The 23,720-nt window shown below is 73.6% G+C and carries 22 protein-coding genes and 1 pseudogene; 8 read left to right on the top strand and 15 right to left on the bottom strand.

Features of this window, described 5'->3' with window-relative positions; all coding sequences use genetic code 11:
• Nucleotides 1-113: 113 nt before the first annotated feature.
• Together SCA03_RS17835 and pgfA are read right to left on the bottom strand one after the other, a co-directional pair.
• Nucleotides 114-1,292 (bottom strand): annotated as a pseudogene (locus tag SCA03_RS17835) (glycosyltransferase family 4 protein); the annotation flags it as partial.
• A gap of 439 nt (nt 1,293-1,731) precedes the next feature.
• The gene (gene pgfA, locus SCA03_RS17830; protein ID WP_030882681.1) at nt 1,732-2,706 is read right to left on the bottom strand and encodes a cell envelope lipid trafficking protein PgfA; all 975 of its coding nucleotides are present in this window, start codon (nt 2,704-2,706) and stop codon (nt 1,732-1,734) included.
• A gap of 348 nt (nt 2,707-3,054) precedes the next feature.
• On the opposite strand from pgfA, the gene SCA03_RS36295 reads away from it, so the two are divergent.
• Both SCA03_RS36295 and SCA03_RS17825 read left to right on the top strand, forming a co-directional pair.
• Nucleotides 3,055-3,432: a hypothetical protein gene (locus SCA03_RS36295; RefSeq protein WP_230988787.1), complete on the top strand. Its 378-nt coding sequence runs from the start codon at nt 3,055-3,057 to the stop codon at nt 3,430-3,432.
• 1 nt (nt 3,433) lies between these two features.
• Nucleotides 3,434-4,663 (top strand): PucR family transcriptional regulator, encoded by a 1,230-nt coding sequence (locus SCA03_RS17825; RefSeq protein ID WP_030892810.1) that lies wholly within the window; start codon nt 3,434-3,436, stop codon nt 4,661-4,663.
• A 9-nt stretch (nt 4,664-4,672) separates the two neighbouring features.
• On the opposite strand, the gene SCA03_RS17820 is transcribed toward SCA03_RS17825, so the two are convergent.
• Together SCA03_RS17820 and SCA03_RS17815 are read right to left on the bottom strand one after the other, a co-directional pair.
• Nucleotides 4,673-5,467: a VOC family protein gene (locus SCA03_RS17820; protein ID WP_030882676.1), complete on the bottom strand. Its 795-nt coding sequence runs from the start codon at nt 5,465-5,467 to the stop codon at nt 4,673-4,675.
• Nucleotides 5,468-5,620: 153 nt separating this feature from the next.
• Complete coding sequence (locus tag SCA03_RS17815; protein WP_086816710.1) at nt 5,621-6,139, bottom strand: MarR family winged helix-turn-helix transcriptional regulator; 519 nt, start codon at nt 6,137-6,139, stop codon at nt 5,621-5,623.
• Between the two features lie 89 nt (nt 6,140-6,228).
• Between SCA03_RS17815 and SCA03_RS17810 the strand changes: the two genes are divergently transcribed.
• Nucleotides 6,229-7,287, top strand: a complete 1,059-nt coding sequence (locus SCA03_RS17810; protein WP_086816712.1) for an NADP-dependent oxidoreductase — start codon at nt 6,229-6,231, stop codon at nt 7,285-7,287.
• 231 nt (nt 7,288-7,518) lie between these two features.
• On the top strand, nt 7,519-7,947 hold the full coding sequence (locus tag SCA03_RS17805) for an organic hydroperoxide resistance protein (protein ID WP_030882666.1): 429 nt from the start codon (nt 7,519-7,521) through the stop codon (nt 7,945-7,947).
• A gap of 68 nt (nt 7,948-8,015) precedes the next feature.
• Here the strand turns inward: SCA03_RS17805 and SCA03_RS17800 are convergent, their stop codons facing one another.
• Nucleotides 8,016-9,071 carry a zinc-dependent alcohol dehydrogenase gene (locus tag SCA03_RS17800; RefSeq protein WP_230988786.1) on the bottom strand — a complete coding sequence of 352 codons (1,056 nt, stop codon included), beginning with the start codon at nt 9,069-9,071 and terminating at the stop codon, nt 8,016-8,018.
• A gap of 63 nt (nt 9,072-9,134) precedes the next feature.
• A complete protein-coding gene (locus tag SCA03_RS17795; RefSeq protein ID WP_086816713.1) occupies nt 9,135-10,187 on the bottom strand; it encodes a GDSL-type esterase/lipase family protein in 1,053 nt (350 codons plus the stop codon).
• Between the two features lie 299 nt (nt 10,188-10,486).
• Between SCA03_RS17795 and SCA03_RS17790 the strand changes: the two genes are divergently transcribed.
• Nucleotides 10,487-10,984: a DUF3145 domain-containing protein gene (locus SCA03_RS17790; RefSeq protein WP_030882656.1), complete on the top strand. Its 498-nt coding sequence runs from the start codon at nt 10,487-10,489 to the stop codon at nt 10,982-10,984.
• Between the two features lie 57 nt (nt 10,985-11,041).
• On the top strand, nt 11,042-11,947 hold the full coding sequence (locus tag SCA03_RS17785) for an NAD(P)-dependent oxidoreductase (RefSeq protein WP_086816715.1): 906 nt from the start codon (nt 11,042-11,044) through the stop codon (nt 11,945-11,947).
• 121 nt (nt 11,948-12,068) lie between these two features.
• Here the strand turns inward: SCA03_RS17785 and SCA03_RS17780 are convergent, their stop codons facing one another.
• From SCA03_RS17780 to SCA03_RS17760, 5 genes are all read right to left on the bottom strand, one after another.
• The gene (locus SCA03_RS17780; protein ID WP_030882651.1) at nt 12,069-13,334 is read right to left on the bottom strand and encodes a beta-ketoacyl-[acyl-carrier-protein] synthase family protein; all 1,266 of its coding nucleotides are present in this window, start codon (nt 13,332-13,334) and stop codon (nt 12,069-12,071) included.
• Nucleotides 13,335-13,410: 76 nt separating this feature from the next.
• Nucleotides 13,411-13,659, bottom strand: coding sequence for an acyl carrier protein (locus SCA03_RS17775; protein WP_030882649.1), 249 nt, complete (start codon nt 13,657-13,659; stop codon nt 13,411-13,413).
• Nucleotides 13,660-13,728: 69 nt separating this feature from the next.
• Nucleotides 13,729-14,763 (bottom strand): ketoacyl-ACP synthase III, encoded by a 1,035-nt coding sequence (locus SCA03_RS17770; protein ID WP_030882646.1) that lies wholly within the window; start codon nt 14,761-14,763, stop codon nt 13,729-13,731.
• A gap of 21 nt (nt 14,764-14,784) precedes the next feature.
• A complete protein-coding gene (locus SCA03_RS17765; protein WP_086816717.1) occupies nt 14,785-15,726 on the bottom strand; it encodes an ACP S-malonyltransferase in 942 nt (313 codons plus the stop codon).
• Nucleotides 15,727-15,826: 100 nt separating this feature from the next.
• Nucleotides 15,827-17,029, bottom strand: a complete 1,203-nt coding sequence (locus tag SCA03_RS17760) for a PucR family transcriptional regulator (RefSeq protein WP_158102328.1) — start codon at nt 17,027-17,029, stop codon at nt 15,827-15,829.
• A 76-nt stretch (nt 17,030-17,105) separates the two neighbouring features.
• On the opposite strand from SCA03_RS17760, the gene SCA03_RS17755 reads away from it, so the two are divergent.
• The gene (locus SCA03_RS17755; RefSeq protein WP_170297876.1) at nt 17,106-17,843 is read left to right on the top strand and encodes a pirin family protein; all 738 of its coding nucleotides are present in this window, start codon (nt 17,106-17,108) and stop codon (nt 17,841-17,843) included.
• Nucleotides 17,844-18,177: 334 nt separating this feature from the next.
• Here the strand turns inward: SCA03_RS17755 and SCA03_RS17750 are convergent, their stop codons facing one another.
• Nucleotides 18,178-18,993, bottom strand: a complete 816-nt coding sequence (locus SCA03_RS17750) for a serine hydrolase domain-containing protein (RefSeq protein WP_086816721.1) — start codon at nt 18,991-18,993, stop codon at nt 18,178-18,180.
• 97 nt (nt 18,994-19,090) lie between these two features.
• Between SCA03_RS17750 and SCA03_RS17740 the strand changes: the two genes are divergently transcribed.
• Nucleotides 19,091-19,708, top strand: coding sequence for a MerR family transcriptional regulator (locus tag SCA03_RS17740; RefSeq protein WP_078875129.1), 618 nt, complete (start codon nt 19,091-19,093; stop codon nt 19,706-19,708).
• Nucleotides 19,709-19,894: 186 nt separating this feature from the next.
• Here SCA03_RS17740 and SCA03_RS17735 read toward each other — a convergent pair whose 3' ends face one another.
• The 3 genes from SCA03_RS17735 to SCA03_RS17725 form a co-directional block, all read right to left on the bottom strand.
• Nucleotides 19,895-21,109, bottom strand: a complete 1,215-nt coding sequence (locus tag SCA03_RS17735; protein ID WP_030882631.1) for an acyltransferase family protein — start codon at nt 21,107-21,109, stop codon at nt 19,895-19,897.
• Nucleotides 21,110-21,488: 379 nt separating this feature from the next.
• Nucleotides 21,489-22,676, bottom strand: coding sequence for an alpha/beta hydrolase (locus SCA03_RS17730; RefSeq protein WP_086816723.1), 1,188 nt, complete (start codon nt 22,674-22,676; stop codon nt 21,489-21,491).
• 157 nt (nt 22,677-22,833) lie between these two features.
• Nucleotides 22,834-23,568 (bottom strand): response regulator, encoded by a 735-nt coding sequence (locus SCA03_RS17725; protein WP_051846706.1) that lies wholly within the window; start codon nt 23,566-23,568, stop codon nt 22,834-22,836.
• Nucleotides 23,569-23,720: the final 152 nt, after the last annotated feature.

Genomic DNA, 23,720 nt, shown 5'->3' with positions numbered 1-23,720 from the left:
ACGGCGGTGGCCGGGACACCGGCCCCGGCGGATCCACCGCCGTACGCGGGGCGGCCGGGCGGGGCCGCCCGCCCTGCCGCCGGCCCCGCCGCCCGCCCGGCCGCCGGGGCCTGGGCGCGCGTGTACGCCTCCGCCGCCACCGCGCGGAAGCCGCGCACCGTCTCCGCCCAGCGGTACCGGGCGGCCCGGCGCTCGGCGGCGCGGCCCATGGCGGCGCGCCGCCCGGCGGACAGCGCCAGCGCGCACCAGTGGGCGGCGAACGCGCTCTCGCCGCGCGCGAGCAGCCCCGTGACGCCGTCCTCGACGGAGTCGCGCAGCCCGGGGATGTCGAAGCCGATCGCCGGGGTGCCGCGTGCCGCCGCCTCCATGACGACCAGCCCCCACCCCTCGACCAGCGAGGGGTGCAGCAACAGCCAGGCGCGGCACAGCAGTCGGTGCTTCGCGCGCTCGCCGATGTGTCCGGTGAACGTCACACCGGGACCGGCCATGGCCTCCAGCGCGGACCGTTCGGGACCGTCGCCGACGATCACCAGCCGTCCGCCGGTGACCGGCCGGACCCGCTCCCACAGCCGCAGCAGCAGATCGATCCGCTTGTACTCGACGAGCCGCCCCATCGCCAGGAACAGCGGCCCGGGCGAGCGCGGTACGGCCGGGGGCGGCTCCTCCACGCCGTTGTGGACGATGCGGATCTCCTCGTCCGGTACGCCGAGCCGGGTCAGCGCCTGCGCGGTCGAACCGGAGACGGCCACCTTGAGGTTGCGCCGGTGGTTGTGCGCGAGCGCCCAGTGCTCCAGCCGGCGGCCCAGCCGGGCGGCGGGCGCCGGATAACGCATGCCCCACAGATCGGTGTGCACGTGGTTGACCAAGCACAGCGTGGGGCCGTGGTGCCACAGCGGGGCCAGATACGGCATCCCGTTGCACACCTCGACCAGCAGATCGCACTCGCCGATCCGGCGGGCGAAGGCGCCGCGGGCACGCAGGAAGTGCCCGGCGTCGCCACCTGCCGAGACGACGCGGTAGTCCCGGTGGGCGGCCGGGCCGCCGCACAGCAGGGTGACCTGGTGGCCGTGTGCGGTGAGTCCCTCGGCGATCCGGTCGACCAGCAGCTCGGAGCCGCCGGCGGCCGGATTGCCGAGATCCCGCCGCGCCAGGAAGACGATGCGGCGGGGAGACCCTGGATCGGCGGCCCGGTGCCGGCGCGGTGCGGCCTCGTGCCGGGTGGGGCCGGCGGAGGCGAGGGCGGCGGGCGTGCCGTGTGGGGGGACCAGGGAGGGTGGTACGTGCTGGGGCATATGTGCTCCAACTCGTCTCTGGATACGGGAGGAACCGGTCGTGACGCGGGTCGTGCACGGGTCCCGTGCGGGTGCGCGCACGGGCGGTCGCTCAGGTGCCGGTGGTGCGTCGTTCTTCCGGCGGTGTGTTTCTTCCGGTGGTGCCCGGGGCGTCACCGGCGGCTCAGGTGCCGCCGGCGGCGGTTCCGGTGGTGCCGTGGTGCCGGAAGTGCGGGGGGACGGGCGCGCGGGGCGGTGCACGCCGGAGGCTCAGTGTTCGTCGCTGCGTTCGGGGGTGGCTACTCACCGGAGTGACAATTTTGGCGCCGTTTTCCCCTGACGCCTCATCACTTCGCGCTCTCCGAGGCGTTCCCGGCGCACGGGGCTGCCGCGCCGCGAGCTGCTCCCGGTCCGCAGCGCGCGGAACGCGCTCCCCGCCGCGTGCGGGGTGTTCCCGTGCTCAGGCTCCCGCGTGCGCCCCCGCGCCGCCCGTCCGCCGGCGGCGTCCCCGCGCCACCAGCACACCGCCCGCCACCGTGCACAGCGCACCCGCCGGTGCGGCCGCGGCCGGTGCCGTCCCGCCCACCAGCCGGAGCTGCTCGTTGTCCTTCTTGGCCAGCTCCACGGCCTCGGCCTGCGTCTTCGCGGTGAAGGCGAGCTTGTCGCTCTCCAGCAGCGTCACCTTGTCGCTCTTGCCGCCCGGCGCACGCAGCACCATCCGCGGTCCCGTCGCCGCGTACAGGATCCGTCCCGTGCGCTGGTCGACGATGAACTCCATGCCCGAATTCGCGTACCACTCCTCGGCGTTGACCTGCCCGCTCTTCGGCCGGTCCACCAGCAGCCCGGGCACCTGCCGGGTGCCCGCGCGGGCTGGCTCGACCGTGCCGGTGAACCGCAGCCCCTCGTAGCCGCGCACCTTCGCCTTGCCCCGGTAGTGCAGCGGGACGGAGTCGCCCAGGGTGCCGTCCCACCACGCGTAGGTGCGCTTCTCCACATCGAACGGCCACTTCAGATACGCCTCGCCGCTGAAGTCCGCCGGCTTGGAGCCGCAGCAGTCCACCGGCCGGTTGGTCTTCCGGTCCGTCACCCAGCGCTCCGTCGTCCACTGGAAGGACTTGCGCGGATCGTCGAGCTTGCGCGTCTTCGGGTTGTCGATCGTCTGCGAGACGTCCCACACGGCCCGGCCGCTCTTCTCGCTGGCCGCCACATCGCCCAACACCCGCCGGGTGAGGGTCAGTTGCTGATCGTCCTTGGTCTTCAGCTCCTGCTGGTCGAAGTACGAGCCGGTGCCCGTGAAGACGGAGGTGATGTTCACATCCGTGGGGGTGCGCTTGGCGCGCGGCTCGACGTACCAGGCGAGCATCGGCGCGAGCACGAGCAGGAAGACGCCCAGGCCCAGCAGGACGAGGGCGAGCGGCGAGGCGGTACGGCGCATGGCGGGGCACTCCGGGGTGGTCTTGGCCTGCGGCATCCGGGCTTCGGGCCGGGGCAGGGAGACTGCGGAAACGGGGAAGTGCGCGTGCGGGGGACTGCGGAAGGCTGCGGAAAGCGGAGCAAGTGCGCGTGCGGGCAGGCCAGTTGGCGCCCAGGCGGCCCGCTTCGGTCGTCAGGGTCCGTATGGGCCGGAAACCGTAGGCCGTCCCTTGACACGCAGTCAATGCTTCCCGACACTCAGCAATCCAGGAGGGACAGGTACCCGGGGCGGGGCCGTCGCACCGGGCCGGCGCGTGTGCGCACGGCCCGACAGCCTCACGGCACCGACGAAGAGAGGTCCGCCTCCGCCATGCACAGACTCCTCGCCGCCGCGCTCACCTGTGTGGCCGCCGCCGGCCTCGCCGTCGGTACGGGCCTCGGCATCGTCGCCGCGCTCGATGCCACCCCCGAGCAGCCCAACGAGCCGCTCGTGCACTTCCATTCGTCGCCGGACGAGATCCCCGGCCTCGGCGGCCCCACGCCGTCCGCCGCCTCGCCGGACGCCTCCCCGGACGCTTCCGGCAGCGCGTCCCCCGACGCCTCGGAACCGTCCGAGGATCCCTCCGCGAGCGACTCCTCGTCCGCGCCCGGCTCCTCCCCGCCCGGTGAGGCCCCCGGCCGAGCCTCCACCGGGGACTTCGACGCGCCCTCCGACTCCGCGCCGGACACCGGTACCCCGGGAGGCTGACGTGAAGGCCGCCACCTCGCGCTCGGCCTGGCAGGACGTTCCCGCCCTGCGCGTACAGCAGTTCGCCCGGCGTGCCATGACCGAGGTGCCCGTCCTCGCCCAGGACATCCTCACCGCCATCCGCCGCGAGTACCCCGGGCTCTCCCTGGCTCTGGACGAGTCCGGCGAGCCCATGGCCCTCATCGGGATCCGCCGCGCGCTGGAACACTTCGTCGAACACCTGGAGACCGGGCTCGACACCCCGCACGTCCCGCCGCGGGTCTTCCAGGAGTTCGGCCGCGGCGAGGTCCTCCAGGGCCGCAGCCTCGACTCGCTCCAGGCCGTCTACCGGCTCGGCATCCGCCTCGCCTGGCGCCGGCTCGCCGAGATCGGCACCCAGATGGCCATCCCGCCGCCCGCCATGTACGAGCTGGCCGAGTCCGGCTTCCAGTACCTGGACGGACTGGTGGCCGAGTCGGTGCGCGGCTACGCCGAGGCCGCCGCCCGGCAGGCCGGGGAGCGCCTGCGTCTCCAGCGCCGCCTCCTCGATCTGCTGCTCACCGAGCACCCGCACCCCCGCGGCCCCGGTGACCGCGCCGACCTGATCGCCGACCGCGCGGCCCGTATCGGCTGGCGGGTGCCGCACACCGTCGCCGTCGCCGTCCTCGTCCGGCCGGCGCGCTCCGCCGTCCCGCCCGCCGTCGAGGACGAGGTCCTCCTCGACATGGAGTGCGAGCAGCCCCGCCTGGTCGTCCCCGACCCGGAGACGCCCGGCCGCGCCGAGCTGCTGCGGCGGGCGACGGCCGGCTGGTCCGGTGCGGTCGGGCCGCCGGTGCCCCTCGTCGAGGCCGCCAAGTCGCTGCGCTGGGCCCGGGCCGCCGTCGGCCTGATGGAGCGCGCCCTGCTGCCCGGCGGGGAGCTGCTCTCCTGCACCGAGCACACCGAGGCGCTCGTCCTGCTGCCGCCGGAAGAGCTGATCGCCGGGCTGACCCGCCGCCGGCTCGCCCCGCTCGCCGCCTGCGGCCCCGCCCACAGCCGCCGGCTCGCCGAGACCCTGCTGGCCTGGCTGGAGACCCGCGGCGGCGCTCCCGAGGTGGCCGGCCGGCTCGGCGTGCACCCGCAGACGGTCCGCTACCGGCTGCGCCAGATCAGAGAGCTGTGGGGTGACGAGATCGACGACCCGGACATCCGCTTCGAGCTGGAGCTGGTCCTGCGCTCCATGCGGCTGCGCGGCGAGCTGGCACCGGGCTGACGGCCGCCGCTACCGCGTCGGATCGCCCTTGATCAGCGCGAACGTCGCCCCGAAGGGGTCGTTCAGCATCGCCAGCCGGCCCACCGCGGGGACATCGGTCGGCGGCATCAGCGACCGGGCGCCGCGCCGGGTCGCGGTGTCGTGCACCGCGTCGCAGTCGGTCACCGCGAAGTACGGGTGCCACTCGGAGGACGAGCCCGCCGCCAGGTTCTCCCGGGGGAGCTGCATGATCCCGCCGTGGCTGGAGTCCTCCTCCGTGCCGCCGCCCGGCGCCGAGGCCACGTGGTACGTCATCTCCCCGGCGCTCATGGACTCGTAGCTCCACGACAGGACGGCGGAGTAGAACTCCTTCGCCCGCTCGGCGTCCGTGGTGTACAGCTCGGCCCAGCACAGCGTGTGCTCGTCCATCACCACATCGAGGCCCGCCACGTCGCCGGGCTGCCAGACCGCGAAGTCGGCGCCCGTCGGATCGGTGAACTGGGCCAGCCGCCCGGCGGAGAAGACGTCCATCGGGCCGGCCCGCAGCGTGCCGCCGTTGCGCTCGACGTCCTCCGCCGTGGCGTCCGCGTCGTCGGTGTGGAAGTAGAGCGTCCAGGACGGCTCGGCGCCCTCGTCCATCAGCGGGCCGGCCGCCGCCACGTCCCGCCCGTCCAGCTGGAAGAAGCCGTAGCCGCCGGCCTCCGGACCGGCCGACTGGAACGTCCAGCCGAAGACACCGGTGTAGAAGTCGACTGCGGCATCGATGTCCGGGGCGCCCAGGTCCAGCCAGTTGGGCGTTCCGGGTACGTAGTCGGTCGTCAGCACGGGCCTTCTCCGGTTCTGCCGCGAGGGCCTCGGGGGAGCGCGGTGGCCTGCCCGTCCGTGGAGGCGGAGGGCCGCACGGCCGCGCGCGCCGGACGCCCTCAGTATGGCAGCGGACCCCGCGCGCCACATGTCAGCGGCCCGGCCCCGGGGGGCTCAGGCACCCCCTCCGTCGCCCACCCCGGCGGATCCGGTGGACCCGGCCGGCCCGGCTTCCGCGCCGCCGGTGGGCTCCCCCTCGCCGCCGCCCAGCATCCGGCGCAGCAGATCCCGCAGCAGGGTGCGCTCCAGCGGCGTCAGCTCGGCCAGCGGCTCGCCCGCGAAGTCCAGGCCGCCGCGCAGCCGGGCTGCGGTGTCCCGCCCCTCGTCGGTCGCCGCCGCGACCTTGACCCGGCGGTCGGCGGGATCCGCCCGCCGCTCGACCAGACCCCGGGTCTCCAGCCGGTCGACTATGCCGGTGATGTTCGACGGCTCGCACTTCAGCCGGCGCGCCACCTGGCGCATGGGGGCCGGCTCCTGTGCCAGCAGCGTCAGCACCCGCGCCTGCGCACCCGTCAACGCGTGCTCGGCGGCGGCCAGTTCGTACTCCTCGTGATAGCGCGCGACCACCGTGCCGAACAGCTCCACGACCTCGACGGTGAGCGGATCCGGTGGGGTGCGGGTCTTAGCTGCCATGACGCCAGGATAGCCGAATGCTTGACAACATGAAATATCCAGGTGCAGGGTCTTTTCAGAACCTGAAACTTCTGGAGGCTTCCCCCACCATGACGTCTTCCGCGACACCGTCCGGGTCCCCCGGATCCGCGCACGCCACGCCTTCCACCGCCCGCGCCTGGCATCTGACGGCCCGCCCGCAGGGCTGGCCCACCCCGTCCGACTTCGCCCTCCGCGAGCAGCCCGTCGAGGCGCCCACCAGCGGCCGCATCCTGGTCCGCAACCTCCTCATGTCGGTCGACCCGTACATGCGCGGCCGGATGGACGACGTGAAGAGCTACGTGCCGCCCTTCCAGCTGGACGAGCCGATGGACGGCGGCGCCGTCGGCGAGGTCGTCGCCTCCGAGGCCGAGGGCTTCGCGCCCGGCGATCATGTGCTGCACGGCCTCGGCTGGCGCGAGTACGCCACGCTCGACGCCCGGCACGCCACCAAGGTCTCGGCCGACGCCGCCCCGCTCAGCGCCTACCTCGGCGTGCTCGGCATGACGGGCCTGACGGCCTACGCGGGCCTGTTCGAGGTGGCGTCCTTCCAGGAGGGCGACGCGGTCTTCGTCTCCGGCGCGGCCGGCGCGGTCGGCAGCCAGGTCGGCCAGATGGCCCGGCTCAAGGGCGCCTCCCGGGTGATCGGCAGCGCCGGTTCGGCCGAGAAGGTCCGCCTGCTCACCGAGGAGTACGGCTTCGACGCGGCGTTCAACTACAAGGACGGCCCGGTGGCCGAGCAGCTGCGCGAGGCCGCGCCGGACGGCATCGACGTCTACTTCGACAACGTCGGCGGGGAGCACCTGGAGGCGGCCATCCGCTCCTTCAACGTGCACGGCCGCGCCACGATCTGCGGAATGATCTCGCAGTACAACGCCGAGAAGCCCAGCCCGGCCCCGCGCAACCTCGCCCTGCTCATCGGCAAGCGGCTGCGCCTCCAGGGCATGCTGGTGCAGGACCACCGGCACCTCCAGCCGCGCTTCGTGGAGGAGGTCTCCGCCTGGGTGCGCTCGGGCGAGCTGAAGTACGACGAGACGGTCGTCGAGGGCATCGACAACGCGGTGGACGCCTTCCTCGGCATGCTCAAGGGCGAGAACACCGGCAAGATGATCGTCCGCGTCGGCGACTGAGCCCGTCGAACCCGCCCCGCCCGGCGGCCGGTTCGCGCCCTGCGGCCCGCGCCGCGGCCCGCACACATCCGGCCGCCGGGCACCGGGGAGATAGCGCCCTTCCCCGGACGAACCGGAACCCTGGCGACGATCACCCGTCGGCGCCGCGACCGGCACCGCCTACGCTGGTCGTCGCACCGGCGGAACAGGGGCGCGAGTTCCCCGGTCGCTCCACCAACAGGAGGACAACACATGGCAATCCAGCCCATCGACGTCGTCTACACGGCCGTCGCCACGGCGGAGAACGGCCGCGACGGCCGCGTGGCCACCAACGACGGCAAGCTCGACGTCGTCGTCAACCCGCCCAAGGAGCAGGGCGGCAACGGAGCGGGCACCAACCCCGAGCAGCTCTTCGCCGCCGGTTACAGCGCCTGCTTCCAGGGCGCCCTGGGCGTCGTGGCCCGCAAGGAGGGCGCGGACATCTCCGGCTCGACCGTCACCGCCGAGGTCGGCATCGGCAAGACCCCCGAGGGCGGCTTCGGCCTGACCGTCGCACTGAAGGGGCACATCCCCTCCGTGGACGAGGCCACCGCGAAGGACCTGCTGGAGAAGGCCCACCAGGTCTGCCCGTACTCGAACGCCACCCGCGGGAACATCGAGGTCACGCTGCACGTGGTGTGACCGCCCGCACCTCCGGGGCGTCCGCGGGCGCCCCGGAGGCCCGGCACCGTACCCCCGGCGCCGGCCCGTCACGGCCGCAGCAGCACCTTCCCGGCCGCGGGGTCGTCCCGCACCCGCTCCAGGGCCTCGCCGAACCGGTCGAGCGGATACTCTTGCGTGACGAGCGCACGCGGCGCCAACTGCCCCTCGGTGAACGCCCGTACGGCATACGACCAGGCCGCCGAGGGCGCACCGAAGACGGACCGCACCGTCAGCTGACCGAGCACGAGCCGCAGCGGGTCGAGGCCCTCGGCCCCGTCACCCAACGCCCCGGCGAGCACCACACAGCCCCCCGGCCGGGCCAGCCGGCAGGCGTCCCCGGCCGTCCCCGGCGCCCCCGCCGTCTCCAGCACCGCATCGAACGCGCCCCGCTCTCGCGCCACTTCGTCGGGCGTACGGGCCCGGCTCGCGCCCGCGTCCAACGCCAGCTCGCCCCGCGTCCGGCGGGGATCGACGGCCAGCAGCTCGCCCGGCGAGAAGGCCGCCAGCAACTGCACCGCCAGCACGCCCAGCGTGCCGGCGCCCACCACGGCGACCCGGTCACCCGGCCTCACCCCCGCCGCCAGCACCGCCGCCGCGGCGACGGCCGCCGGCTCCAGCAGCGCGGCGGCCGTCAGGTCGGCCCCGTCCGGCAGCGGGTGCAGCAGCCGCGCGGGCAGCACGAGGACGTCGGCGAAGGCGCCGGGCTGGGTGAAGCCCGTCTCGTCGTAGCCGCGCAGACACAGGGTGGTCGCCCCCTCGCGGCAGCGCACACACCGCAGACAGGCCCGGAAGCCCTCCGCGACGACCCGGCGCCCGACCAGCCGCGCATCGACGCCCTCCCCGACGGCATCGACCGTCCCCGACCACTCGTGCCCGGGCGTGACCGGATAACGCACATGGCTGCGCGGCCGGGTGCCCTCGTACAGCTCATGGTCGCTGCCGCAGATCCCCGCGGCATGCACGGCGACCCGTACCTCTTCCGGGCCGGGCTCCGGCCGCGGCCCGCTCACGATCCGGTGCCGTCCCGGGGCGTCCACGACGACGGCCCGTGCGCCGCTCGGCGCCCTCTGCTGCGGTGTGTGCGGATGCGGCGTGTGGATCACGACTTCTGGTTCTCCCTCCGTACCGCGGCCGCCCGCCGAGGGCACCTGCCCCGCGCCGAGGGCCTACCCTTCCGGCCGCTTCGCCACGATCTGACGGTACGCCAGCTCCGCCAGGCTCCGCTGCCCGGCCTTGTTCGGATGGAACCAGTCCCACCGGCTCAACTCGTCCTCCGTGAACCGGTACCGGAAGACCGCGCCGTTGTCGTACCGGCAGCGCAGATCCTTCGCGCACTCCTGCTTCAGCACGGAGTTGTAGGCCACCACCCGGTCCTGGACCTGCTGCCGGCGCTGCTGCGCCGCCCCGTCCACGGCCTGCGGGTCCTTGAGCATCGACTGGCAGATCCCCAGGCCCCACACCCGTCGCCCTATCGGGTTGTCCCGGCCCTGCTCCCACAGCCGCTTGAGGTCCGGCACGCTGGAGACATAGACCTGGGTGCGGGGCTGTGCCGCGCGCAGCGTCCGCATCGCCTCCTGGAAGCCCGCGCGGAACTCCTCGACGGAGGTCATCTGCTGGACGCTGGGCCGGCAGGCGTCATTGGCGCCGATCATGACGGTGACCAGGTCCGGTGCCGAGCGGGCAGCCTTGCGCATCTGTGCGGGAAGATCCGCCATGACGGCCCCGCTCGTCGCGAAGTTGCCGTCGCCCCCGTCCCCCTCGCCGTCCTTCCCGTCCCCGCCGTTCTTCTCGCCCTTCCCGTCCTTGCTGTCCTTCGCGTCGCCGCCGGCCGGGCCGTCCGCCAGCCGTGCGGCCAGCGACTCGACGGTGGCGTCCGTACCCGTCGCCCACGAGACCTTCGTGCAGTCGGACAGCAGCGAACAGGCGTCGAATCCCCGGGTGATGGAGTCGCCGACGGCGGCGACGGAGCCGGGATGCCGGTTCCAGATCCGCTGCGGCTTCGCCGGGTGGGGGCGTGACGAGGAGTCGGCGCGCTGTCCGCCGTCGCCCTTGCCTCCGCCGGGTGAGCCGCCGCAGGCGACGGCGAGCACCAGTCCGGCCACGAGGACGGCCGCGAACACGCAGAGAGTGACGGCGCGTGAGGGGAGAGCGGGGCCTGTGCGACGGGATGTTCCGGAGTGTTCCGGTTTCCGGTTGTCCGTACCGCTGCTGTCCGTCATCCGGCCCCCTCTGCTGCTGGTCTCGAACCGACGGTACGTCACCCGCGGTTTTCCGCTGCGCGGTAGTTTGAGGGCCCGCCCTCGGTACTACGGGGCGCACGGCGACTGGTAAATATTACCTCGCGTCACAACCTGTCCCTTTCGGGGAGAATTGGGCGCGGTGGTGTTTACTATTCGTAACCTCGGGAGCTGGTAGAGAAGTGACCGGTGGTGCAATATGTCAGGCGCTGAACCGGCGCATGACCGATAGGTGATCGAGGTCGCCCGGCAGCGGCCCTCGAACCGCACTGGAGGTCCCGGTGACGACGACACGTGGAGTTCTGTACGTCCACTCGGCGCCCCGCGCGCTGTGCCCGCACGTCGAGTGGGCGGTGGCCGGAGTGCTGGGCGCCCGCGTCCATCTCGACTGGATCAGACAGCCCGCCTCGCCCGGCACCTGGCGGGCCGAGTTCTCCTGGCAGGGCGACCCCGGCACCGCCTCCAAGCTCGCCTCGGCGCTGCGCGGTTGGCATCTGCTCCGCTTCGAGGTGACCGCCGAACCCTGCGCCACCGCCGAGGGCGAGCGCTACAGCTCCACCCCCGACCTCGGCATCTTCCACGCCGTCACCGGCATGCACGGCGACATCCTCATCCCCGAGGAACGGCTCCGCGCGGCCGTCGCACGGGCGGGACGCGGCGAGAGCGATCTGGCGGAGGAGATCGCCAAGCTGCTCGGCAAGCCCTGGGACGACGAACTCGAACCGTTCCGGTACGCGGGCGAGGGCGCTCCGGTGCGCTGGCTGCACCAGGTGGTCTGACCGGCGCAGCAGCGTGCCGCCCCGCCCCGCCGCCGCGGCACGTCCTACCGTTCCCGCATGTCTGACACCACCTCCGTCGCCGTGCTCGGCACCGGCATCATGGGCGCGGCGATGGCCCGCAACCTCTCCCGGGCCGGCTTCGACGTCCGTGCCTGGAACCGCACCCGTGCGAAGGCCGAGCCGCTCGCGGCCGACGGCATCACCGTCACCGCCGAACCGGCGGATGCGGTCCGCGGCGCGGACCTCGTCCTCACCGCGCTCTTCGACGCCACCGCCGTGCTGGAGACCATGCGCGCTGCGGTCCCCGGACTGGCCGCGTCCGCGGTCTGGGTACAGGCCGGCACCGTCGGCCCCGAAGGCGTCCCGCCGCTGGAGGAGTTCGCCCGGGAGCACGGGCTCCGCCTCCTCGACGCCCCCGTGCTCGGAACCCGCGAACCCGCCGAGAACGGCGCGCTGACCGTGCTGGTGGCCGGCGACCCGCAGGCAGTGCGGCAGGCCGGGCCGGTCCTCGACACCATCGGCGCCAAGACCCTCGTCCTCGGCGGGCGGCCGGGCGCAGCGAGCCGGTTCAAGCTGGTGGCCAACCACTGGGTGCTCACCGTCATCAACGGGACGGCCGAGACGCTCGCACTGGCCGAGGGGCTCGGCGTCGACCCGCGCGACTTCCTCGGCGCCGTCGCCGGCGGCCCGCTCGACATGGCCTATCTGCGCAACAAGGCGGGCCAGGTGCTCGCCGGCGACTACACGCCCGCCTTCCCGCTCGCCGGGGCACGCAAGGACGCCGAGCTGATCTCCCGGGCCGCCGAGGGCGCGGGTGTACGGCTCGACGCGATGCCCGCCGTCGCCGCACGGCTGCGCCGGGCCGAGGAACAGGGCCACGGCGCGGACGACGCGGTGGCGTCCTGGTTCGCGAGCTTCGCCGGCTCCGACTACGGCTCGGGGGACGCCCGCGGCTGCGCATAGGGACTGCGGACTTCCGGAACCGGGTGGACAGGACCGCTCAGCGGGAACGGCGAGGGGCCGGGCACAGCATGAGGGGCGGCCTCAGCCGAGGCCGCCCCTCACCCGTGTTCCGTGTGGACGCTCAGGGCGTACGGAACGCCAGCACCACGTTGTGGCCGCCGAAGCCGAACGAGTTGTTCAGCGCGGCGATCCGGCCCTCGGCCGGGAGCGGGCGCGCGGTGTCCCGCACGACATCGACGTCCGCCTCCGGGTCGAGGGTCTCGATGTTGATCGTCGGCGGGGCCACCCGGTGGTGCAGCGCCAGCAGCGTGGCCACCGTCTCGACACCGCCCGCGCCGCCCAGCAGGTGACCGGTCATGGACTTGGTGGCGGAGAGCGCCATGTGGTCCACGTCGTCACCGAAGACCTTGCGCAGCGCCTTCAGCTCGGCCAGGTCGCCCTGCGGGGTCGAGGTGGCGTGCGCGTTGATGTGCATCACCTCGGCCGGGTCCAGACCGGTGTTGGCCACCAGGTTCTGGAGGGCGTGGGCGATGCCGTTGCCGGAGGGCTCGGGCTGCACGATGTCGTGGCTGTCGGCCGAGATGCCCTGGCCGACCGCCTCCGCGTAGACGCGGGCACCGCGCTCGCGCGCGTGCTCGGCCGACTCCAGGACGATCACACCGGCGCCCTCGCCGAGCACGAAGCCGTTGCGGTCCACGTCGAAGGGGCGGGAGGCGCCCTGCGGGTCCTCGTTGTTCTTGGACATCGCCATCATGTTGGCGAAGGCGGCGATCGGCAGCGGGTGGATGGCCGCCTCGGTGCCGCCGGCGATGACGACGTCGGCCCGGCCGGTACGGATCATCTCGATCGCGTAGCCCACGGCCTCCGAACCGGAGGCGCAGGCGCTGACCGGGGTGTGCACGCCGGCCCGGGCATTGACCTCCAGGCCGACGTTGGCCGACGGCCCGTTGGGCATCAGCATCGGCACGGTGTGCGGCGAGACGCGGCGTACGCCCTTCTCGCGCAGCACGTCGTGCTGCTCCAGCAGAGTCGTCACACCACCGATGCCGGAGGCGACGACCGCGCCGAGCCGGTCCGGGTCGACGGTGGAGTCCTCGCCGGCCCGGGCCGTGTACCCCGCGTCCGCCCAGGCCTCGCGGGCCGCGAGCAGCGCGAACTGCGCCGAGCGGTCCAGCCTCCTGGCCTGCGGGCGGGGCAGGATCCCGGCCGGGTCGGCTGCAGCGCGGGCGGCGATACGGACGGGGAGTTCCGCCGCCCACTCCTCGTCGAGGGGCCGGACGCCGGAGCGCCCGGCGACGAGACCTTCCCAGGTCGATGCGCTGTCGCCACCCAGCGGTGTGGTTGCGCCGATACCGGTGACGACCACGGAATGTTGGGTCGCGTTCACTGGAATTCTCTCCACTGGTAGAGGGTGTCGTTTGAGCCACCTGGGCCAGGTGGCGACAAACGCGTCAACGGTTTCCTCAGCTCTGGTGCTTGAGGATGTAGTCGGCCGCATCCCGGACGGTCTTGAGGTTCTTGACGTCGTCGTCCGGAATCTTCACTCCGAACCGCTCCTCAGCGGCCACGACGACCTCGACCATGGACAGCGAGTCCACGTCCAGGTCGTCCGTGAAGGACTTGTCCAGCTCGACGTCCTCGGCGGGGATACCGGCGATCTCGTTCACGATCTCACCGAGACCGGCGACGATCTCTTCCTGCGTGACGGCCATGGCGGCGCTCCTTCGTATTGCGGTGAATCGCAGCGCCCGGCGTCTTCGCGGGGGCTGCGGGGATCTTGACTAGGGGAGGGTAACGACCGTCGCTGCGTAGACGAGACCCGCCCCGAACCCGATGACGAGGGCGGTGTCGCCGCTCTTCGCCTTCCCGGTGGCCAACAGCCGCTCCATCGCCAGCGGAATGGAGGCGGCGGAGGTGTTGCCGGTGGTCTCCACGTCCCGGGCGACCGTGACGTGCTCCGGCAGCTTGAGGGTCTTCACCATCGAGTCGATGATCCGCACGTTGGCCTGGTGCGGGATGAAGACGTCGAGATCCTCGGGGGCTATGCCCGCCGCGTCGAGGGCCTGCTGGGCGACCTTCGCCATCTCGAAGACGGCCCAGCGGAAGACCGTCTGGCCCTCCTGGCGCAGGGCCGGGAACTTCAGCGCGCCGTCCTCGTCGAGGGGCAGCTGGGAGACGTCGCCGACGCGAAAGCCGTCCCAGGGGACGGTCTGGGCGATGACGTCCCGCTTGTCGCCCTCCGAGCCCCAGATGGAGGGGCCGATGGCGGGCTCGTCGGACGGGCCGACGATCACGGCGCCCGCGCCGTCCCCGAACAGGAAGGCGGTGGAGCGGTCCGTGAGGTCCGTGAGGTCCGAGAGCCGCTCGGCGCCGACCACGAGCACGTACTCGGCGCTGCCCTCGACGATCATGCCCTTGGCGAGGGTCAGGCCGTAACCGAAGCCCGCACAGCCGGCGTTGATGTCGAACGCCGCGGCCTTGCCCGCGCCCATCCGGTCGGCGACCTCGGTGGCCAGCGCCGGGGTCTGCATGAAGTGCGAGACGGTCGAGATGACGACCGCACCGACCTGGTCGGCGGTGATGCCGGCGTCCGCGACGGCCTTGCCCGCGGCCTCCAGCGTCATCTCGGCGAGGGTCTCCTCCGGGCCGGCCCAGTGCCGGGTCGCGATGCCCGAGCGGGAGCGGATCCATTCATCGGAGGAGTCGATGTGCTTGAGGATCTCCTCGTTCGGTACGACACGGGTCGGACGGTAGCCGCCGACGCCGAGAATGCGCGCGTACGGAGAGCCCTGGGCGGGCTTGATCTTCGCGGTCATGCTTCTCGGGCTCCTTGGAGGTCAGGCGGAGGTGTGGTCGGCGACGAGGTCCCGCGCGGCTGCGAGATCCTCCGGCGACTTCAGCGCCAGCCTCTCGACCGTCGGCAGGGCGCGCTTGGCCAGGCCGGCCAGGGTGCCACCCGGGCACAGCTCGACGAGGGCGGTGACGCCGCGCTCCTCGAACGTGCCCATGCACAGGTCCCAGCGGACCGGCGCGGAGATCTGGTGGACGAGGCGGCGCACGATCTCCTTGCCGGAGTCGACGGCCTGCCCGTCGAGGTTGGAGATGTACGGCACCACCGGGTCGCCCGGCTCGACACCGGAGACGGCTGCCTCCATGGCGGGCACCGCCGGGGACATGTGTTCGGTGTGGAAGGCGCCCGCCACCTTCAGCGCGACGACCCGGGCCTTCTCGGGGCGGTTCTCGGACAGCGCGGCGAGCTGCTCACGGGTGCCGGCGGCCACGATCTGCCCGGCGCCGTTCATATTGGCCGGGGTCAGGCCCAGCTCGGCCAGGTGCGCGGTGACCGTCTCCTGCTCCCCGCCCAGCACGGCGGACATGCCCGTCTCGGTGGCGCCGGCCGCCTCGGCCATGGCCTGGCCGCGGGCGTGCACGATCCGCATGGCCTCCAGCGGGGTCAGTACCCCGGCGAGCGCGGCGGCGGCCAGCTCGCCCACGCTGTGACCGGCGACCGCGGCCACACCGCCGAGCGGCGGGCCGTCCTGCCCGGGCTCACCCAGCAGTTCGTACGCCGACAGCAGGCTCGCGGCGACCAGCAGGGGCTGGGCCACGGCGGTGTCACGGATCTCCTCGGCGTCGGCCTCGGTGCCGTAGTGCACCAGATCGAGGCCGATGGCGTCCGACCAGGCGGAGAGCCGGTCGGCGGCACCGGGAGGTTCGAGCCAGGGGGTCAGCAGGCCGGGCTTCTGGGAGCCTTGGCCGGGAGCGACGAGTACGAGCACTCTTTCACTCTCTCCTGTGGGCAGCGGTCCCCGCCGGTGGGGACCGGGACGAAGAACGGTGAGGGGTTTTGTGCACCCTCGACAAAGGACGGGCGGTAGCTTACGGCTGGCTCCCGGAGTCGGCGAGACGCCCCAGGATCAGCGCGATGCGCAGCGTGAAGGCGGAGCGTACATCCGAGGGCGACCAGCCGGTGACGTCTGTCACACGTCGCAGCCGGTAGCGGACGGTGTTGGGGTGCACGAAAAGCATCCGCGCGGCGCCCTCCAGGCTACTGGCCTGCTCCAGATACACACTGAGCGTCTCCAGCAGCGCCGAGCCCGCCTCCTCCAGCGGTCTGTAGATCTCCTCCACCAGCAGTTCCCGCGCGACCGGATCACCGGCCATCGCGCGCTCCGGCAGCAGATCGTCGGCCAGCACCGGGCGGGGCGCGTCCGGCCAGGCCGCGCACGCCTTCAGTCCGGCCGTCGCGGCCTGTGCGGAGCGGGTCGCCGCCTGGAGGTCGGCCACCACGGGCCCGGCCACGACGGGCCCCGCGGCGAACGGGCCGATCAGCGACTTCGCGGCCTTGAGCGGATCGTCCGAGCCGCCCGCGATCACCACCAGCCGGTGGCCCAGCACCCCGGTGAGCACCTGGAGCTTGGCGTGCCGGGACGCGCGCCGGATGGCCTCGACCGTCAGTTCGCTGTCCCCGTCCGGCGCCGTGCCGAGGACGACGGCGACGTGCTCGGGCGAGTTCCAGCCCAACGCCGCGGCACGGGAGACGGCGCCCTCGTCGGCCTCGCCGGAGAGCACCGCGTTGACGACGAGCGACTCCAGCCGGGCGTCCCACGCGCCGCGCGCCTCGGCCGCCTGCGCGTACACCTGCGCGGTCGCGAAGGCGATCTCCCGTGCGTACACGAGCAGGGCCTCGCGCAGCACGGCCTCGTCGCCGGGGGCCGCGACCTCGTCGATCTCCGCCTCGACGACCTCGATGGTGGTGCGCACCATCTCCACGGTCTGCCGCAGCGTGATCGCCCGGGTCAGCTCGCGCGGTGCCGTGCCGAAGACGTCGGTGCTGATCGCCTGGGGGGTACCGGGGTGCCGGAACCACTCCGTGAAGGCGGCGATGCCCGCCTGGGCGACGAGGCCGATCCACGAGCGGTTCTCCGGTGGCATCGCGCGGTACCAGGGCAGTTGCTCGTCCATGCGCGCGATCGCGGCAGCGGCGAGCTTTCCGGAGGACTGTTCGAGCCGGCGCAGTGTTGCCAGATGCGGGTGCTGGGGCGGATCTGTCGGTTCGGGCACGCACCAAGCGTGCCTCATCCGGCGGACGTACCCGGGCGTGGGGGCGCACGCATGCCCGCGTACGCCCTTGCCGGCCGGGGCTACGGTGGGGCGCATGACGCAGGTGTGGAGGGCGGCCGACCGGTACCGAGGCGGGGACGAGGCGGCGGGGATCGACACCCGGCACGCCTTCTCCTTCTCGGGCTTCTACGACCCGGACAACGTGCGCTTCGGGCTGCTGATCGCCTGCAACGAGGAACGGCTGGCGCCCGGCGCCGGGTTCGCCCCGCACCGGCACCGGGACGTGGAGATCGTCACCTGGGTCGTCGAGGGCGAACTGGAGCACCGCGACGACGCCGGGAACTCCACCCTCGTACGGCCCGGCGATGTGCAGCGGCTCACCGCGGGCAGCGGAGTACGGCACTCCGAGAGCAACGCCGGCGACGGCCCCCTCCGCTTCGTCCAGATGTGGCTCGTGCCCGAGGAGTTCGGCGCCGAGCCGGAGTACGACATCGTCCGGGGCATCGCCGACGGCACCCCGTACGCGCTCCCGGGCAGCCGCGCCGTCCTGCACGTGCGCCGCCTCGCCGAGGGGGAGCGGACGGCGGTGCCGGACTGCGCGTTCTGCTACGTCCACACGGTGCGCGGCACGGCCGTGCTCGACGGTGGCGGGCAGGACACGGATGCAGCCCCGCACGCCCGGCACGAGCCGCGCGAGCCGTACGCGCCGCCCGCGCTGCACGAGGGCGACGCCGCGCGGATCCCCGATGCCGCGGGCCGCGAACTGCGGGCCGTGGACGGACCGGCGGAGCTGCTGCTGTGGGAGATGCACGGCGAGCCGTCCTACGGCTGAACTCCCGCTGCGCGTAGGGGAGTTGCCGTACGGCGGTGAGGCTGCGTAGGGCTGTGGCCGTACGGGCGCGAGGCTGCGTAGGGCTGTTGGTGTACGGCGGGGGCGGTAGGGACGGTGCCGTACGGCGGTGGCCGTAGGGAGGGTGCCGTACGGCGAGGGGACAGCGGCGGGGCTGTCGCTGTACGGCGGTGAGGCGAGCGATCGGGCTGTCGGCGTACGGCGGGTGCGGTAAGGCATCCCTCGGCGGACTGCCGCGGGGTGGCCGTCGGCAGGTACGGGCCGTCGCGGGTCCGCGGGCCGGCGGGTACGCGGGTCCGCCGCTGGACGGCGTCGGTCAGCCGCGGAGGTCGGCCAGTACCGCGTCCGTGAAGCCGGGCCACACCTCGACGGCCCACGGGCCGAAGGCCCGGTCGGTGAGGGCGGCGCAGGCGGCGCCCGCCTCCGGATCGACCCACAGGAAGGTGCCCGACTGCCCGAAGTGCCCGAACGTACGCGGGGAGGACTGCGCCCCCGTCCAGTGCGGGGACTTCCCGTCGCGGATCTCGAAACCGAGACCCCAGTCGTTCGGCTTCTGGTTGCCGTAGCCCGGTAGCACCCCGCTCAGGCCGGGGAAGACGACGGACGTGGCCGCGTCGAGCGTCGTCCGGTCCACCAGGGTCGGAGCCTGGAGTTCCGCGGCGAACCGCACCAGATCGTCCACCGTGGAGCAGGCGTCCTTGGCGGCCGAGCCCGGCAGCCGCGTCGCGGACATGCCCAGCGGGTCCAGCACCGCCTCCTGGAGATAGGCGGGGAACGGGATCCCGGTGACCTCGGCGAGATGGCCGGCCAGCGTCTCGAAGCCGGTGTTGGAGTAGATCCGGCGGGTGCCGGGCGCGGCCTGGATGCGCTGCTCGTCGAAGGCCAGCCCCGAAGTGTGCGCCAGGAGATGGCGGACGGTCGCGCCCTCCGGCCCGGCCGGCTCGTCCAGCTCGACGGCGCCCTCCTCCAGCGCTACGAGAACGGCGTACGCGGACAGCAACTTGGTGACGGAGGCCAGCTCGAACTCCCGGTCCGTCGGCCCGTGCGCCCCGGCCACCTTGCCGTCGGCGCGGACGACGGCCGCCGCCGCGGTGGGTACCGGCCAGTTCTCGATCATGCGCAGGCTGTCCATGGCCCTGAGCCTAACCCGCTGCTTCCACCGCTGTTTCCGCCCTTGCTTCGAGTGCGCTCGAAGCCCGTAGCGTTCACTTGTGACCGTGACGGAGACGATGACGGAGACTGCGACGACCACGGCGACGACGGCTACGGCCCCGGCTCCCGCCCCGGCGAAGGCGGCGAAGACGGCGAAGACGACGGCGGCGGCGAGGACGGAAACGAGGGCGGAGACGGCGACGGCCGCCGGGGGAGCCGCGGACCGGTGCCTGGCCCGGCAGCCGGTGCATCCCCGGCCGGACGGCGAGGACCGCTACACCATCAGCGAGGTGGCCGCGCTCAGCGGTCTCAGCGCACACACCCTGCGCTGGTACGAACGCATCGGCCTCATGCCGCACGTCGACCGGTCCCACACCGGGCAGCGCCGGTTCAGCAACCGCGACCTGGACTGGCTCGACCTCGTGGCGAAGCTGCGGCTGACCGGGATGCCCGTGGCCGACATGGTCCGCTACGCCGAGCTGGTCCGGGAGGGCCGGCACACCATCGAGGAACGCAAGTCCCTGCTGGAGGACACCCGCGAGAACGTGCTGCACCGGATCGCGGAGCTGCGCGACACCCTCGCCGTGCTCGACCACAAGATCGAGATGTACGGCGATGCGGTCCGCGTCGATGCGGCCCGCAGCGACGCCACCCGTGCGGTGCCCGCGCCCGACCGGGCCGCCCCTCGGCCCTAGCGGTCGGCGGTGCGCCCTCGGTGGCCGGTGCTCTGGCCTCGGCGGTCGGCCCGGATCACCACGAACATCCAGGTCGGCCCGGATCACCACGAACGTCAAGGTCGGCGCGCGAGCCCAGGTCATCGAGGAGGCCCGGACCACCGCGAAGGCCCGGGCCATGGGGACGGCCCGGGCCGTCGTCGAGGCTCAGATCACCGCGAAGGCATAGCAGGCGAAGCCCGCCGCCAGCGCTCCGGCCAGTGCTCTGCGCCCCGCCGACACCCCCTGCCACGGCGCCTCGAACCGCCGTGCCGCACGGCCGATCATGAGCAGCGCCAGCGCGAACACCGGCAGCCAGGCCAGCCGCGCCAGCACCCAGCCCACCGTCTCCGGCGCGGTCGTCAGCCCGCCGATCGGGCCCAGCAGCCCACCGGGCACAGCGGCCGCCAGCATCGCCGTCTGGTGCCAGCACAGGATCGTCATGGCCGACAGATTGACGACGACCACCGGCGCCCACAGCCCCGGCCGCCGCAGCAGCCGCCCGATCCGTCCGTGCAGCAGGACCGCCGCCCCGCACTGCGTCGCCGCCAGCGCGAGCACCAGCAGCGACGGCGGATGCGAGTTCGTCCGCTCCTGGCCCGGCACACCCACCATCGACGCCGGGTAGTGGAAGACGAGCAGCAGCACCGCGAACAGCACCGCACCCCCTGCCAGCAGCAGCGCCCCGCCCCGGCGCGGCAGCCGCCCGCGTCCCCAGGCCACGCCCAGCTGGTAGGCGAACAGCCAGCCCGGCAGCAGATTGACCAGCCCCAGCCAGGAGGGCACGGCCTGGGCGTACGGCCCGTAGCGCAGCAGATCGACGACGGCGACGACGGCCAGCAGCGGGAGCGCCGTCCACGCGCCCCAGCGGTCGGCCGCCCGTGCGCAGTACGGCGTCAGCGCCGTGACCCCGGCGTAGATCCCGACGAACCACAGCGGCTGGACGACGAGGACCGCCGCCGTCCGCAGGGTCTCGTCCGGCACCCCCAGCGTGCCCAGGACCGGCAGCAGCGCCGCCCACACCGCCGTCACCCCGAGCACCGGGCGGCCCAGCCGGACCAGCCGGCCGCGCAGCCAGCTTCCCGTCGTCCCACCACGGGCGAGCGCACGCCGGTACGAGAGGACCGAGGAACAGCCGCCCACCAGGAAGAAGATGCCCAGCATCTGGAGGACCCAGCTGGCCGGCGCGAGGAAACCGAAGGTCCCCAGGGGGCTGGCGTTGTGCAGTCCCCCGGACGGGTCGAGGACGAATCCGCCGAGCATCCAGTGGCCCAGCGGGACACACAGCAGGGCCAGGGCCCGCAGCCCGTCGAGAGCCCGGTCCCGGTGCGCGGGCGTGCGCTCCTCGACGGAGTGCGCCGCCCGGGCCACGGTGCGCCGCAACCGCGCGACCCGGCCGGACCCCGGCGCCACCGCCACACCTGCGGACCGGACCGGGGGCGTTCCGGCCGGCGTTCCTGCCGGTGCGCCCGCTGATATGCCCGTCGGTGTGGCCGGAGCTGCGTTCGCCGGTGTGCCCGTCGGTGTGGCCGTCGGTGTGGCCGGAGCCGTGCCCGTCGGCGTGGCCGGAGCCGTGCCCACCGATGTGGCCGGAACTGCGTCTGCCGGTGTTCCTGCCGGTGCGCTCGCCGTGCGGGGCGGGGCGTCCACCGGGCCGGACAGGGCGTTCGCCGTGCGGGGCCGGGCGTCCGTGCCGGTCGGTGTCGGCACCCGGGTCGCGGTCGGTCCCGAAGTGCCGGGCCGGACCGGCGGGGTGAAGGCGTCAGTGGACATCGCGGCACTCCTGGGAGGTGGTGAGGCAGTGGACGGAGCCGTATGTGCGCAGCGCGATGGCGGCGAAGTTGGCGAGGGAGTCGGTGCCGGGCCGCAGATAGCCGGAGTGGCCGTCGGCGTCGGCGGCGGTCACCACGCGCGCCCCGAAACCGGGCCGGACCGGGTCCCCGCCGTGTCCCAGCCCGAGGAACCGGACATGGGGTACGTGCCGGATCCAGTCGTCGGGGGCGCGCGCGGCCCACACGGGCACCGGCGTGCGCAGCGCCGAGACGGAGTCGGCGTGCACGCCGGGGGAGCCGAAGAAGACGAGGCCGGAGGCGTCCCGGAGGTCGAGCTGCCCGGCCGCGAGGCCGCACACGACGGAGCCGTAGCTGTGGCACAGCAGCGCGGGCGCGGGTGCGCCGGTGCGGGCGAGACCGTGCAGGAAGCGCGTCAGCCGGGGCGCTCCGGATTCCGCCAGCCGTCCGGTGGCCGCGTCCGGCCCGACACCGACCGGTGTCGTGTAGCCGACCCATGCGATCACCGCGGTCCGGGTGTCCGGGGCCTGCCGGTGCATCCGGGCCCGCAGGGAGCGGGCCATCGCCGCGGGTCGGCCGTAGCGGTCGGCACCGCCGTCGTCGAAGGTGGTGAGGTCGATGTCCGAGCCGGGCACGAACACCGCCGTGCGCCGGGCGCGCGCCAAGTCGCCGTACACCTCCGCGACTTGGCCTCTCCCCCGCGGGTCGAAGGCCAGGATCTGCCGCTGCGGAGCGAGGAGTTCCGTGTACCGCGCCGCCTGTTTCCGGGCCAGCCGGTGCTGCTGGGCGGTCAGCCCGGCGGCGGTGGAGCGGGTCAGGGCCGCGTCCCGTTCCTCCCGCAGCGCCAGCCTGTTGGCCCGGTACCGCAGCGCGGTGGGCGCCCCGTCGAGGTTGCCGACGGTGAGCGGATGCCGGCGCGTGAGGGTCGCGCGCTGAGACGCCGTCAGCCCGTCGAAGAACGCGGCCACGCGGCCGGGCGAGGCCGTCGCCGGATCCGGGAGCGGCCGGCCCAGCACCTGGTCGGCGCGCCAGTCCGCCGCCCCCGGTGGCGGACCGGTGACCGGGTCCTGCTCGGTACCGAACGTGGCTCCGGCCGTACCGGCGACCGTGACGCAGGCCAGCACGGCGGCGAGCAGCGCGCGCCTCAAGCGACGCCTCATGGATGTCCCCTCCTTCCGCCGCCCCACCGTTCGGGGCGGCGGAAGGAGAGTGCGGTCCGGCTCGCGCCCACCGCGTCGCACCACGGAGCCAAACCGGGGGTGCTACCGGGGTAGGGGGTGGAGGAGCCGGACCCCCGCCGGGGCTACTGGTCGCCGGCTACTGGTCGCCCGGAGCGATCAGCCCGGACTCATAGGCGAAGATCACCGCCTGTGCGCGGTCCCGCAGATCGAGCTTGGCGAAGATCCTGCTGACGTGTGTCTTGACGGTCTGCTCCGCCAGCACGAGCGTCTCCGCGATCTCCCCGTTGGACTGGCCCCTGGCCACCAACTCCAGGACCTCCGACTCCCGTTCGGTCAGCCCCTTGAGCCGTGCGGCGTGCGTGGACGCACGCGAGGCGCGCCGCACGGGACGCTGCCGGCGCGCGAACTCCGCGATCAGCCGGCGCGTCACCGACGGCGCCAGCAGCGCCTCGCCCTCCGCGACGACCCGCACCGCCGCGATGAGATCGGCCGGCGGCGCGTCCTTGAGCAGGAAGCCGCTGGCGCCGATGCGCAGCGCCTCGTAGACGTAGTCGTCCACGTCGAACGTGGTGAGCATGAGCACCTTCGGACGGTGGACGACCCCGCGCGGCGGCTCCAGCAACTGCTGTGCCGCCTCCAGCCCGTTGAGCCGAGGCATCCGGACATCCATGAGCACCACATCGGGATGCCTGCTCCGGCACACCTCGACGCCTTCCGCGCCGTCGGGTGCCTCACCGACGACGTCGATGTCGCTCTGCGCCGCGAGCAGCGCCGCGAACCCGGCGCGCACCATGGCCTGGTCGTCGACGATGACCACCCGGGTCACCGCGGAGGCGGTGGAAGTGGTGTCGGACGTACCCGTACCGCTCATGCGCCCAGTGGATCCTTTCCGTTCGTCGGCCCGTCGTGGCCGTCTGCGGCGCCGGCCGGACGGCCGGCACTCCCCTCACCCCGCACCGCCCGGCCGCACACACCGCTCGGCCCCGCAGCACACCGCCCCCCTCACCGCTCCCCCCCCCCCCC

It is taken from the genome of Streptomyces cacaoi, from assembly GCF_006539165.1.
Taxonomy (GTDB): domain Bacteria; phylum Actinomycetota; class Actinomycetes; order Streptomycetales; family Streptomycetaceae; genus Streptomyces; species Streptomyces cacaoi.
This window is presented reverse-complemented; position numbering and strand designations above follow the sequence as displayed.

Coding starts and splice junctions, on each gene's coding strand:
- pgfA (WP_030882681.1), bottom strand. CDS start 2,706: ATGCGCCGTACCGCCTCGCCGCTCGCCCTCGTCCTGCTGGGCCTGGGC.
- SCA03_RS36295 (WP_230988787.1), top strand. CDS start 3,055: ATGCACAGACTCCTCGCCGCCGCGCTCACCTGTGTGGCCGCCGCCGGC.
- SCA03_RS17815 (WP_086816710.1), bottom strand. CDS start 6,139: ATGGCAGCTAAGACCCGCACCCCACCGGATCCGCTCACCGTCGAGGTC.
- SCA03_RS17810 (WP_086816712.1), top strand. CDS start 6,229: ATGACGTCTTCCGCGACACCGTCCGGGTCCCCCGGATCCGCGCACGCC.
- SCA03_RS17805 (WP_030882666.1), top strand. CDS start 7,519: ATGGCAATCCAGCCCATCGACGTCGTCTACACGGCCGTCGCCACGGCG.
- SCA03_RS17795 (WP_086816713.1), bottom strand. CDS start 10,187: ATGACGGACAGCAGCGGTACGGACAACCGGAAACCGGAACACTCCGGA.
- SCA03_RS17785 (WP_086816715.1), top strand. CDS start 11,042: ATGTCTGACACCACCTCCGTCGCCGTGCTCGGCACCGGCATCATGGGC.
- SCA03_RS17775 (WP_030882649.1), bottom strand. CDS start 13,659: ATGGCCGTCACGCAGGAAGAGATCGTCGCCGGTCTCGGTGAGATCGTG.
- SCA03_RS17770 (WP_030882646.1), bottom strand. CDS start 14,763: ATGACCGCGAAGATCAAGCCCGCCCAGGGCTCTCCGTACGCGCGCATT.
- SCA03_RS17760 (WP_158102328.1), bottom strand. CDS start 17,029: ATGAGGCACGCTTGGTGCGTGCCCGAACCGACAGATCCGCCCCAGCAC.
- SCA03_RS17755 (WP_170297876.1), top strand. CDS start 17,106: ATGACGCAGGTGTGGAGGGCGGCCGACCGGTACCGAGGCGGGGACGAG.
- SCA03_RS17750 (WP_086816721.1), bottom strand. CDS start 18,993: ATGGACAGCCTGCGCATGATCGAGAACTGGCCGGTACCCACCGCGGCG.
- SCA03_RS17740 (WP_078875129.1), top strand. CDS start 19,091: ATGACGGAGACTGCGACGACCACGGCGACGACGGCTACGGCCCCGGCT.
- SCA03_RS17730 (WP_086816723.1), bottom strand. CDS start 22,676: ATGAGGCGTCGCTTGAGGCGCGCGCTGCTCGCCGCCGTGCTGGCCTGC.
- SCA03_RS17725 (WP_051846706.1), bottom strand. CDS start 23,568: ATGAGCGGTACGGGTACGTCCGACACCACTTCCACCGCCTCCGCGGTG.